The 11,650-nt window shown below is 72.0% G+C and carries 9 protein-coding genes and 1 pseudogene; all 10 read right to left on the reverse strand.

Annotated elements, in window-relative coordinates; genetic code table 11:
• Positions 1–28 precede the first annotated feature (28 nt).
• On the reverse strand, positions 29–1,141 hold the full coding sequence (locus tag L1885_RS14995) for an ATP-binding protein (RefSeq protein ID WP_235797604.1): 1,113 nt from the start codon (positions 1,139–1,141) through the stop codon (positions 29–31).
• A 439-nt stretch (positions 1,142–1,580) separates the two neighbouring features.
• Positions 1,581–1,985, reverse strand: a complete 405-nt coding sequence (locus L1885_RS15000) for a hypothetical protein (protein ID WP_235797605.1) — start codon at positions 1,983–1,985, stop codon at positions 1,581–1,583.
• Complete coding sequence (locus tag L1885_RS15005) at positions 1,982–2,755, reverse strand: Uma2 family endonuclease (RefSeq protein ID WP_308117327.1); 774 nt, start codon at positions 2,753–2,755, stop codon at positions 1,982–1,984. The genes L1885_RS15000 and L1885_RS15005 overlap by 4 nt, the downstream gene beginning before the upstream one ends.
• Before the next feature lie 136 nt (positions 2,756–2,891).
• Positions 2,892–4,169, reverse strand: a complete 1,278-nt coding sequence (locus L1885_RS15010; RefSeq protein ID WP_235797610.1) for a thymidine phosphorylase — start codon at positions 4,167–4,169, stop codon at positions 2,892–2,894.
• Between the two features lie 77 nt (positions 4,170–4,246).
• Positions 4,247–4,639 (reverse strand): annotated as a pseudogene (locus tag L1885_RS15015) (cytidine deaminase); the annotation flags it as partial.
• Complete coding sequence (locus L1885_RS15020) at positions 4,636–5,931, reverse strand: ABC transporter permease (protein WP_235797607.1); 1,296 nt, start codon at positions 5,929–5,931, stop codon at positions 4,636–4,638. The pseudogene L1885_RS15015 and the gene L1885_RS15020, both read right to left, overlap by 4 nt.
• Complete coding sequence (locus L1885_RS15025; protein ID WP_235797608.1) at positions 5,928–7,061, reverse strand: ABC transporter permease; 1,134 nt, start codon at positions 7,059–7,061, stop codon at positions 5,928–5,930. Before L1885_RS15025 ends, L1885_RS15020 begins: the two co-directional genes overlap by 4 nt.
• Positions 7,058–8,716, reverse strand: a complete 1,659-nt coding sequence (locus tag L1885_RS15030) for an ABC transporter ATP-binding protein (RefSeq protein ID WP_372481951.1) — start codon at positions 8,714–8,716, stop codon at positions 7,058–7,060. The genes L1885_RS15025 and L1885_RS15030 overlap by 4 nt, the downstream gene beginning before the upstream one ends.
• A 271-nt stretch (positions 8,717–8,987) precedes the next feature.
• Positions 8,988–10,049, reverse strand: a complete 1,062-nt coding sequence (locus L1885_RS15035; protein WP_235797609.1) for a BMP family lipoprotein — start codon at positions 10,047–10,049, stop codon at positions 8,988–8,990.
• A 138-nt stretch (positions 10,050–10,187) separates the two neighbouring features.
• Positions 10,188–11,411, reverse strand: a complete 1,224-nt coding sequence (locus L1885_RS15040; RefSeq protein ID WP_235797612.1) for an amidohydrolase — start codon at positions 11,409–11,411, stop codon at positions 10,188–10,190.
• Positions 11,412–11,650 lie beyond the last annotated feature (239 nt).

Raw genomic sequence — 11,650 nt, forward strand, 5'->3', positions numbered from 1 at the left:
CCCGTCGCCACACCCTGTCACCGCGATGTCACGGCGCACGAACGGGTAACGCGGCAGGGCCCCGGATCGTTCCCGGCACCCCTGTCGTCCCCACAGTCCCACATCCCGCCCTTCGCGGCGGGGGCGCGCTCACGCGGAACCCGTAGCGGCGGGCGAGGACCCCGACGGCGGCGAACCCGAACTTGGGACGGCTGCCCATGTGGGTCAGGCGCACCTCCTCCTCGCCCGAGAGCTGGAGGCGGGCGTGCTCGCGGGTCTCGCGGGTGAGTCCCACGCCGGAGTCGTCGATCATCACGGTGACGCCGTTGTGCGCCTGGACGAACCACACCTGCACGTCGGAGCCCGGCTCGGAGTGCCGGGCCGCGTTGTCCAGCAGCTCGGCCACGGCGAGGACGACCGGCTCCACCGCCTGGCTGACGACGCGGTACGCGGGGGCGCCCGTGATCTTGATGCGGTCGTAGTCGCGGATCTTGGAGACACCGCCGCGCACGACGTCGAGCAGCGGGGAGCTGCGCCGCTGCCGGCCGGGCCAGGAACCGGTCAGCACGTTGATGATCTGCGTGCGGCGCACGAGCTGGTTGCTCGCGTGGTCGATGGCGGTCGCGTCGGCGAGCACCCCGGGGTCGTCGTGGCGCTCCAGCATCGCGTCGATGGCGTTCGTGGTGTCGTTCAGCAGTCCCTGCATGGAGCGGGTGACCGTGGAGACGACGGCCTTCGCGCCCTCCTCGGCGCGGCCCGCGACCATGCCGGCCGCCTGCCGGATCTGCTGGAGCGCGTCCTCGCGCCGGTCGGCGAAGGCGCTGCCGCCCTCGGCCGTGGTGTGCAGCGGCGGCGGGAACTCGGGCTCGCGGCCCTCCCACAGGGCCTGGACCAGCGCCGGGACCTGACGCTCCACCAGGTGCCTGTCCTCCAGGTCGCGCAGGTCGAATTCGCGCCGGAGCGCGCGGCGGCGCTCCTCGACGGCCCGGTGCGCCTCCTCCGCGGCGCGGGCCCGCTCCTCGGCCGCGCGGGCGCGCGTGTCGGCACGGCGCACGGCCCTGCGCCCGCGCAGGGCCACCGCGGCGGTGACGACGAGGGCGACCGCGAGGACGGCGGCCAGGATCAACGACCAGGAGACCGAGTCCTGTGGGGGTGGGTTCATCAGATCCTCAAGCGGACGGTCGTCGGGGCAGGGGGAGTTCGGCTCCGCGGGCGGGCGGCACCTGCCTGTCAGGCGGCGCCCGGCGCGACGCGGGGCACGATCCCGCACGGTGGGGGGACGGGCACAGGCGGATGCTACAGACGAACAGCGGTGCTTCGAAGGCCGAAGGCAGCACTTCGAGCCGACGGCCCCTCCCGTCACGCACCGCACAAACATGCGTATTCATGCGCTTGCCGTGCGCTAACGGCACCGCCATCCCACCTCCGGCCTGGCCTGACGCACCGTCGGGGATAGATAGATCACATCGGCGAATCGGCCACGGGAATGTGCCAGTTGGCGGAAAAACGACGTGGCGTGAAATTGACGTCCGAGCGGGACGGCCTCTCCCGGCGTCCCGCCGGGCGGAACGGCAGGCGGCCGCGCGAGCCCGTGCCCCTCGTCAATCGGTGGTTGACCGCAGGGTGCCCCGGCCCCCGGGACCGCCGGGCCCCTCGCCCGTCCCGCCCGGAGGTCTCCGGAGCGGACCGGGCGGCCCGCCGTCCCGGTCGCCCGGCGGCCGCCCGTCCGCCAGGAGGAAGCCGAGGCCGAGCGTGCGCAGCAGCGCGACCAGCTCCTCGCCCGCGCCCACCACGACGGTCACGCAGCCGAGCCCGCGCGCGGTGAGCCGCAGCCTGGCCAGGACCTCGACGGCGGGCAGGCCGGCCGTCACCGCGCCGCCGAGCCGGATCTCCACCAGCGCCTCCCCGCCGGCCGCCCGTGCGGTCAGCTCGGCGCAGAGCCGGTCCGCGTCGCCCGCCGCGAGCGGGCCCGGCACGGACAGGACGATCCGACGGGTGTCTGTCACACGGGAAAGGACCGGGACCGCGACGGAAACTCATCGTGGCGCCGGTCCATGGGCGGCTCCCGCCCGGGCGCGGGCGGGAGCCGGACGGCGGACGACGGGCGCCAGGGGCCTCGGCGGAACGCGCGGCGCGGCAGCATCCGGACGGATCCGCGGCACGCGGACGGATCCGCCCTCAGGCGACCGGGAACGCCGAGGTGTCGATCTCGCAGCCGAAGGGCGCGGGCAGGCTCAGCTTCTCCCCGTACTCCCCCGCGAGCAGCGTCCGGTACGTGCCGCGTCGGTTCGCCGTACAGGGTGAAGGTGGGGCGGGCCGAGTGCCAGGAGTCGAGCAGCAGGTAGAGCGGCACGCCCCCGCCCGCGTAGCCGCCGGCCTTCGCGATGCGGTCGTGGTTGGCGTTCGACTCCGAGGTGATCTCGACGACGAGCTCGGCCCGGTCGGCGGCGACGGAGTTGCCCGGCACCGTGAGCTCCGCCCGCGGCGCCACGACCAGATCCGGAATGAAGAGCCCCTTCTTCCTGGGTACGGTGAGTCCCAGCGTCTGGTACACATCCCAGTGGTCCGGGATGACGGAGTAGAGCCTGCGCTGGACGATGCCCGCGATCAGGTTGTGCTCGTCGGACGGCGGTGGTGCCGCGGTGATGACCCCTTCAATGATCTCCACCGTCCAGCCCTGCGGGGCATGCGTGGCCTCGTAGCCGCGAACCAAGTCGTCCCAGCCGTCCCAGCCGTCCCCCTCAGGGGTAGCGGGCTCCGCAGCGCGTGCGCTCATGGCTGTCTCCGTCTCCCTCGCCGGTCGTCACCGAGTCCAGCACGCCGAACGGGACCGGCGCAGGTACGCCGATCCCGTTCACCCGGACGTGTCAGACGCATATGCCTGAGGCCCGAAACAGCAGCTCACAGCAGGGTCAGGCCAGGCGCTCCAGGACCACCGGGGTGCGCTCGTACGGCGTGCCGGGCGCGGCGACGTCGAAGGCGCCGCCGAGGGCCTCGACCGCGTACGCGAACTTCTCCGGCGTGTCCGTGTGCAGTGTCATGAGGGGCTCGCCCGCCGTGACCGCGTCGCCCGGCTTGGCGTGCAGCTCGACGCCCGCTCCGGCCTGCACCGGGTCCTCCTTGCGGGCGCGGCCCGCGCCCAGGCGCCAGGCGGCGACGCCGACGTCGTACGCGTCGAGGCGGGACAGCACGCCGGTGGCCGGCGCGGTGACGACGTGCGTCTCGCGGGCGGTGGGAAGGGGCGCGTCGGGGTCGCCGCCCTGCGCCGCGATCATGCGGCGCCACACGTCCATCGCGGCGCCGCTCGCGAGCGCCTTCTCCGGGTCGGCGTCCGGCAGGCCCGCCGCGGCGAGCATCTCCCGGGCCAGGGCGAGCGTCAGCTCGACCACGTCGGCCGGTCCCCCGCCCGCCAGGACCTCCACCGACTCGCGCACCTCCAGCGCGTTGCCGGCGGTCAGGCCGAGCGGCGTGGCCATGTCGGTGATCAGGGCGACGGTGCGCACGCCGTGGTCGGTGCCGAGGCCGACCATCGTCGACGCGAGCTCCCGCGCGTCCTCGACCGTCTTCATGAAGGCGCCCGAGCCGGCCTTCACGTCCAGGACGAGCGAGCCCGTCCCCTCCGCGATCTTCTTCGACATGATCGAGGAGGCGATCAGCGGGATCGCCTCGACCGTGCCGGTCACGTCCCGCAGCGCGTAGAGCTTCTTGTCCGCGGGGGCGAGGCCGTCGCCGGCGGCGCAGATGACCGCGCCGGTCGTGTCGAGGACGCGGAGCATCTCCTCGTTGCCGAGCGAGGCGCGCCAGCCGGGGATCGACTCCAGCTTGTCGAGCGTGCCGCCGGTGTGGCCGAGGCCCCGGCCGCTGAGCTGCGGCACGGCCGCGCCACACGCGGCGACCAGCGGCGCGAGCGGCAGGGTGATCTTGTCGCCGACGCCGCCGGTGGAGTGCTTGTCCGCGGTGGGCCGGGAGAGCGAGCCGAAGTCCATGCGCTCGCCGGAGGCGATCATCGCGGCGGTCCAGCGGGCGATCTCGGTCCGGTTCATCCCGTTCAGCAGGATCGCCATCGCCAGCGCGGACATCTGCTCGTCCGCCACGGTGCCGCGCGTGTACGCGTCGATGACCCAGTCGATCTGCTCCGGGGTCAGCTCGCCCTTGTCCCGCTTGGTGCGGATCACCGAGATGACGTCCATGTCGCTCATTTCTCGTTCGTGTCGTTCGGGGAGAGGCCGGCGTCCGGGGCCGCGTGGCCCGCGTCGGCGGCGGCCTTGAGGTGGTCGGGGCCGAACGCCTGCGGCAGCATCTCGTCCAGCGTGCGCAGTCCGGCCGGGGTCTCGAGGACGAGCGCGGGCCCGCCGAACTCGTACAGCAACTGACGGCACCGGCCGCACGGCACCAGCACCTGGCCGGCGCCGTCCACGCACGTGAAGTGCGTGAGGCGGCCGCCGCCCGAGAGCTGGAGCGCCGAGACGAGGCCGCACTCCGCGCACAGGCTGATGCCGTACGAGGCGTTCTCGACGTTGCATCCGGCGACCGTGCGGCCGTCGTCGACGAGGGCCGCCGCCCCGACCGGGTAGCGCGAGTAGGGCGCGTACGCGCGGGACATCGCCTCGCGCGCCGCCTCCCGCAGCGCCGCCCAGTCGGGCTCGGCGGTGCCTGTCACGAGCCCTGTCCCTTGCGGTACCTGAGGCCGTCCGCCTTCGGCATCCGCAGGCGCTGCGCCGACAGGGACAGCACCAGCAGGGTCACCACGTACGGCGTCGCGCCGACGAAGTCGTCCGGCACCGTGTCGGTCAGGAGATACCACACCAGGATCACCGCGGCCATGGCCCCGCTCGCGATCGCCTGGACCGTCGCCTTCTTGTACGCCTTCCATACGCCCAGCAGTACCAGGAGCACCACGAGGAGCAGGAGCAGCGCGTGCACAGTGTCGCCGCCGTTGCGCAGCTGGAGCGCGTCGGAGAAGCCGAACAGCCCGGCGCCCATGGCGAGACCGCCGGGCCGCCAGTTGCCGAAGATCATCGCGGCGAGACCGATGTAGCCGCGCCCGCCGGTCTGGCCCTCCAGGTAGAAGTGCGAGGAGACCATGGCGAGGAACGCGCCGCCGAAGCCGGCGAGGCCGCCGGAGATCGCGACGCCGATGTACTTGTACGAATAGACGTTGACGCCGAGCGACTCGGCGGCGACGGGGTTCTCGCCCACGGACCGCAGGCGCAGGCCGAAGGACGTGCGCCACAGCACCAGCCAGGTCGCGACGAACAGCGCGGCGGCGAGGATCGTCAGGATCGACAGGTTGGTGAAGATGCCGCCGACGATGCCCGCGAGGTCCGAGATCAGGAACCAGTGGTGGTTCGCGACCGAGTTCAGGCCGCTGGACAGCCCGGGCACGGTGAACTGCGGCAGGGAGTCGACGGGCGGCGACTGCTTGGGGTTGCCGCCCTTGTCGAGCGCGGTGCCGTGGTTGAAGAACAGCTTCGCCAGGTACTGGGTGACGCCCTGCGCCAGCAGGGTGATGGCCACACCGGAGACGATGTGGTCCACGCCGAAGGTGACCGTGACGACGGCGTGCAGCAGCCCGCCGAGAACACCGAACGCGATGCCGGCGAGGAGGCCCAGCCAGGGGCTCGACTGCCAGCCGACCCAGCCCGCGCCGAACGTGCCGAGGATCATCATGCCTTCGAGGCCGATGTTGACGATGCCCGCACGCTCGGACCACAGGCCGGCGAGGCCGGCCATGCCGATCGGCACGGCGAGGCCGAGCGCGGCGGCGATCTGGCCCTCGGAGTCCAGTTGCTGCGAGCCGGTGAGCACGCGGACGGCGGAGACGAGGACGAGGGCGAAGACGACGATCAGCAGGAGGCGGCCCGGGGAGAGCCTGCCGCGGCCCGCGGGCCGCCCGCCGGGCGCCGCCGGGGCGGCGGGCGGCGGAGTGGCGGCGGTGGTCGTGGTGGTCATCGCGCCACCTCCAGCTTCTCGTCGGTGGCTGCGGCCGCCTGAGCGGCGAGTTCGGCCCCCACGCGCTGCTGCTGGCGGCGCAGGCCGAAGCGGCGTACGAGCTCGTAGGCGATGACGACGCACAGGACGATGACGCCCTGGATGACGCCGAGGATCTCCTTGTCGTAGCCGATGAGTTCGAGGTGCCCGGTGGTGCGTTCCAGGTAGCCCCACAGGAGCGAGGCGATGGCGATGCCGACCGGGTTGTTGCGGCCGAGCAGCGCGATGGCGATGCCGGTGAAGCCGACGCCCAGCGGGAAGTCGTTGCTGAACGCGTGGCTGTCGTTGAGGAGGGTCGGCATGCCGACGAGGCCGGCGACGGCGCCCGAGATGACCATGCTGGTGACGACCATCTTCTTCACGCCGACGCCGCTGGCCTCCGCCGCGCTCTCGGACTGGCCGACGGTGCGCAGGTCGAAGCCGAAGCGGGTGCGGCCGAGGACGAACCAGTAGGCGATCCCGACCAGCACCGCGATGACGATGAAGCCCCACAGCTCGCCCGCGGGGCCCGCGTCGAAGGTGAAGAACCAGGACGACTTCGGCAGGTTCTTGGTGGAGACCAGCGTGCCCGCGTCGTCCAGCTGCCCGAGCTTTCCGGGTTGCAGCAGGTACGCGATGACGGCGGTCGCGATGGAGTTCAGCATGATCGTGGAGATGACCTCGCTGACCCCTCGCGAGGTCTTGAGGATGCCCGCGATGCCCGACCACATGGCGCCGACGACCATCGCGACCAGGATGATCACGACGATCTGGAGCGGCCCGGGCAGGTGCAGGGCGCCGCCGACGACCGCGGCGAAGAAGGCCGCGATGCGGTACTGGCCGTCGACACCGATGTTGAACAGGTTCATCCGGAAGCCGATGGCGACGGCGACACCGGCGAGGTAGTACGTCGTGGCCTTGTTCAGGATGTAGATCTGGCTGTCGCTGGCGGAGCCGTACGACAGCATGTCGTTGAACGCCTCGAAGGGGTTCTTGCCGGTCGCCAGGATGACCAGCGCGGTCACCACGAGTGCCGCGACGACGGCGAGGACGGGCGCCGCGAGTGCGAGGAGCAGCCGTTCCCTGTCGACGCGGGCGGTCAGCTTGTTCATGCGTCGTCGCCGCCTTCCGGTGCGGCCTGGGCGGGGATGCCCGGGGCCTCGTGGTCCAGGTGGCCGCTGGCCGCGCCGGTCATCGCGGAGCCCAGTTCCTCGGGCGTGATGGTGGCGGGGTCGGCGTCGGCGACCAGCCGGCCGCGGTACATCACCCGGAGGGTGTCGGACAGGCCGATCAGCTCGTCCAGGTCGGCGGAGATGAGCAGGACCGCCAGTCCTTCGTGGCGTGCCTGGCGGATCTGGTCCCAGATCTGGGCCTGCGCGCCGACGTCCACGCCACGCGTGGGGTGCGCGGCGATCAGCAGCTTGGGGTGGTGGCTCATCTCGCGGCCGACGATCAGCTTCTGCTGGTTGCCGCCGGACAGGGAGGCCGCGGTGACCTCGATGCCGGGCGTGCGGACGTCGTACTCCTCGATGATCCGCTCGGTGTCGAGCCGGGCCGCGCGGCCGTCGAGCAGGCCGCGCCGGGAGTTCGGGGTCTCGGTGACGTGCCCGAGGATGCGGTTCTCCCACAGGGGCGCCTCCAGCAGCAGGCCGTGCCGGTGCCGGTCCTCGGGGATGTAGCCGATGCCGCTCTCGCGGCGCTTGCGGGTCGGGGCGGTGGAGATGTCCTCGTCCGCCAGGACGATGCGGCCGGAGTCGGGCGTGCGCATGCCCATCACGGCCTCGACGAGCTCGGCCTGGCCGTTGCCCTCGACGCCCGCGATGCCGAGCACCTCGCCCTGGTGGATCGTGAAGTCGATGCCGTCGAGCACCTCGCGCACGACGCCGTCGGAGTCGGTCGCGGTCAGCCGCAGCCCGTTGACGGTGAGCGCGGGCGTGTCGGTGACCGTGGACTCGCGGGTCTCCGGGGAGGGCAGCTCGCTGCCGACCATCAGCTCGGCGAGCTGCCGGGAGGTGGTCGTGCGCGGGTCGGCGGTGCCCACCGTGGTGCCGCGCCGGATGACGGTGATCTCGTCGGCGACGGAGAGCACCTCGCCCAGCTTGTGCGAGATGAAGATGACGGTGAGGCCCTCGGACTTGAGTCCGCGCAGGTTGTCGAAGAGCGCGTCGACCTCCTGCGGGACCAGGACGGCCGTGGGCTCGTCGAGAATGAGCGTGCGGGCACCGCGGTAGAGGACCTTGAGGATCTCCACGCGCTGCCGGTCGGCGACGCCGAGCTCCTCGACGAGGACGTCGGGCCGGACGTTGAGGCCGTACGCGTCCGAGAGCTCCCGGATCTTCGCGCGGGCCCGGCCGCCGATGCCGTACAGCTTCTCGCTGCCGAGGGCGACGTTCTCCAGGACGGTGAGGTTGTCGGCGAGCATGAAGTGCTGGTGCACCATGCCGATGCCGCGGGCTATCGCGTCCGCGGGACTGCCGAGGGAGACGGCGGTGCCGTCGATGGTGATGGTGCCCTCGTCCGGCTTCTGCATGCCGTAGAGGATCTTCATCAGCGTCGACTTGCCGGCGCCGTTCTCACCGCACAGGGCGTGGACGGTGCCCTTGCGGACGGTGATGTCGATGTCGCTGTTCGCGACGACGCCGGGGAACCGCTTGGTGATGCCGCGGAGTTCGACCGCGGGTGCGGCGGCCCGTGCCGCGGCGGCGGGGGTCGGGGCGCCCGGGGTGCCGGGCGGGCCCTGGGGCGAGGGAGGGCTGGACGCGTTGATGGCGCACTCTCCTTGGAGGTAAGGAGGGGTGGGGAGGGGGTGCGTTCGATGGCGCCCCCAGACTACGGCCGGGGGGTGCCACCCTTGCGTCAACTCCCCACTACGCGCGTAGAGTTGACACTTCGTCAGGGCGGGTGCCGCGATGGTTCCGGCACCCGCCGGGCATGGCGCGGGCCCGGTGAAGGGGGTACGGACGCCCTTCACCGGGCCCGCGGAAGTCACCGGCGGGCGGGGCACGCGAGGTGCGGCCCGCGCCGCCGGGGTCAGCGGGTCACGGGGTCGTCTTGACCTTGACCTTGCCGTCGACGATCTTCTGCTGCGCGGCGTCGATCTTCGCCTTGATGTCGTCGATGTAGCCGCCGCTGGTGGTCAGCGAGACACCGTTCTTCGCCAGCGAGTAGGTGTTCGTGCCCGTCAGCGGCTTCTTGTCGTGGATCGACTTCACCAGGTCGAAGACGCCGACGTCGACGTTCTTGACGACCGAGGTCAGGATCGACGTCTTGTACTGCGCCAGGGAGGCCTGCTGGTACTGGTCGGAGTCGACGCCGATCGCCCAGGCGCCCTTCTTGCCGTGGACGGCCTCGATCGAGCCGGAGCCGGAGGAGCCGGCCGCCGCGAAGATCACGTCAGCGCCCTTGTCGAGCATGCCCTGCGCCGCCGCCTGGCCCTTGTCGGGGCTCGCGAAACCGGAGGTGTCGGAGCCGTGCGACAGGTACTGCACGTCGACCTTGATCTTCGGGTTCGTGTCGTGCACGCCCTGCTCGTAGCCGGCCTGGAACTTCTTGATCAGCGGAACGTCCACGCCGCCGATGAAGCCGACCTGGTTCGTCTTCGTCTTCAGGGCCGCGGCGACACCGCCGAGGTAGGAGCTCTGCTCCTCGGTGAAGACGATGCTGTCGACGTTCTTCGCGTCGACGGACGAGTCCACGATGCCGAAGGTCGTGTTCGGGTACTTCTGCGCGGCCTCCTTCATGGAGTTCGCGTAGGCGTAGCCGATGCCGACGACCGGGTTGTAGCCGGCCTCGGCGAGCTGCGAGAGGCGGTCGAGGCGGTCGGCCTCGGTGTCCGTCGTCTTCGCGGTCAGTTCCTTCACCGACCCGCCGAACTGCTTCTCGGCCTTGTCGATGCCGCGCGCGGCGGAGTCGTTGAAGGAGTGGTCTCCACGGCCGCCGACGTCATAGGCCACACCGACCTTGACGCCGCCCGCCTTGGCCGAGCCGCTCGACGAATCGTCCTGGGCCTTCTGTTCCGACGTGCTGCCGCAGGCGGCGAGAGACAGCGCGAGCGCGGCGGAGGCTATCCCCGACGCGGCGACCTTGGTTACCCGGCGCAAGAGGGTGGTCCCTTCAAACTGACCGAAGCGCCTCTTCCGGCGCTGGTTTCGCCGCGATCGTAACGCGCGTAGATGTCAGATAAAGGCCCCTACGTAAGCTGTTATCGGATCGTCGCGAACGGCAGGTGTCCAGTTCGATTACAGCCGGTTGCCGTCGATCAACGCGGCGGCCGTGAAGAGTTCCACGCCCACCGCGATGGCCCGCTCGTCGACGTCGAAGTCGCCCCGGTGGAGGTCGTAGCGCGCGCCCTCGCCGGGCGGCCGGACGCCCAGGCGCGCCATGGCGCCCGGGACCTCCTCCAGGTACCAGGAGAAGTCCTCCCCGCCGAGGCTCTGCTCGGTGTCCTCGACCGCGTCCGCGCCGCGCCGCACCGCGTGCGCCGCGCGCAGCAGTTCGGCCATGGCGGCGTCGTTGACGACCGGCGGTACGCCCCGGACGTAGGTGATCTCGGTCTTCGCGTGGTGCAGGGCGGCGACCTCGTCGACGGCGGCGTGCACCAGGTCGGGCGCGTCGTGCCAGGAGGCGAGGTCGAGGCAGCGCACGGTGCCGGACAGCTCCGCGTGCTGCGGGATGACGTTGGCGGCGTGGCCGGAGGCGATCCGGCCCCAGGTGAGCACGAGCCCGGAGCGGGTGTCGACGCGGCGGGCGAGCAGCGCCGGCACCTCGGTGGCCACCTTCGCGGCCGCCGTGACGAGGTCGGTCGTCAGGTGCGGGCGGGCGGTGTGGCCGCCGGGGCCGTCGAGCGCGATCTCCAGCCGGTCGCAGGCGGAAGTGATGGGGCCGACGCGCAGGCCGATGCGGCCGGCGTCGACCTTCGGGTCGCAGTGCACGGCGAGCATGCGGCCCACTCCCTCCAGCACGCCGGACTCGATCGCCTCGGGGGCGCCGCCGGGCAGGACCTCCTCGGCCGGCTGGAAGATCAGCCGCACGGCGTGCGGCAGCAGCCCCTGGCCGTGCAGATCGGCGAGGACGAGACCCGCGCCGAGCACGACCGCCGTGTGCACGTCGTGGCCGCAGGCGTGCGCGCGGTCGGGCACGGTCGAGCGGTACGGCACGGTCGTCTTGGTGTCGGGGATGGGCAGCGCGTCGATGTCGGCGCGCAGCGCCAGCATGGGGCGCCCGGGGTCCGGGGTGCCGATGTCGCACATGAGGCCCGTGCCCATGGACAGCACACGCGGTCTGAGACCGGCCGCTTCCAGCCGCCTTTTGATGGCACCCGTCGTGCGCACTTCCTGGTGTCCCAGCTCCGGGTGCATGTGCAGGTCGCGCCGGAAGGCGATCAGCTCGGCGCGGAGCGCGTCGGGCAGCCTGCCCGGAAGTGCGGCTTCGCCGGGCAGCTCGGCGTCGGACTCGTGCGACATCGTCTGGCTCACCTGTTGAAGGGTAGGCCCCCGAAGCGATCTCTCACCCACCGTTCGGGCAAATTTCAGCCACAGGAGCGAAAACGGCGACCTCTCGGACGCTTGATCGCAGGCCATGGCGGGTATGACCGTTTCTTACGCTCGCGACACGCGCCCGCGTGCGCCTGCGCGCGAAGGGCCCCGGCCCGCACGGGCGGGTCCGGCCGGACGCGCGCGGGCGCCGGGGCCCTCCCCGCAGG

The organism is Streptomyces fuscigenes (assembly GCF_021556455.1).
Taxonomy (GTDB): domain Bacteria; phylum Actinomycetota; class Actinomycetes; order Streptomycetales; family Streptomycetaceae; genus Streptomyces; species Streptomyces fuscigenes.

Bases quoted from the DNA above. Each gene is read 5' to 3' on its own strand.
- L1885_RS14995 (WP_235797604.1), bottom strand. From the start codon at position 1,141: ATGAACCCACCCCCACAGGACTCGGTCTCCTGGTCGTTGATCCTGGCC.
- L1885_RS15005 (WP_308117327.1), bottom strand. From the start codon at position 2,755: ATGAGCGCACGCGCTGCGGAGCCCGCTACCCCTGAGGGGGACGGCTGG.
- L1885_RS15010 (WP_235797610.1), bottom strand. From the start codon at position 4,169: ATGGACGTCATCTCGGTGATCCGCACCAAGCGGGACAAGGGCGAGCTG.
- L1885_RS15020 (WP_235797607.1), bottom strand. From the start codon at position 5,931: ATGACCACCACGACCACCGCCGCCACTCCGCCGCCCGCCGCCCCGGCG.
- L1885_RS15025 (WP_235797608.1), bottom strand. From the start codon at position 7,061: ATGAACAAGCTGACCGCCCGCGTCGACAGGGAACGGCTGCTCCTCGCA.
- L1885_RS15040 (WP_235797612.1), bottom strand. From the start codon at position 11,411: ATGTCGCACGAGTCCGACGCCGAGCTGCCCGGCGAAGCCGCACTTCCG.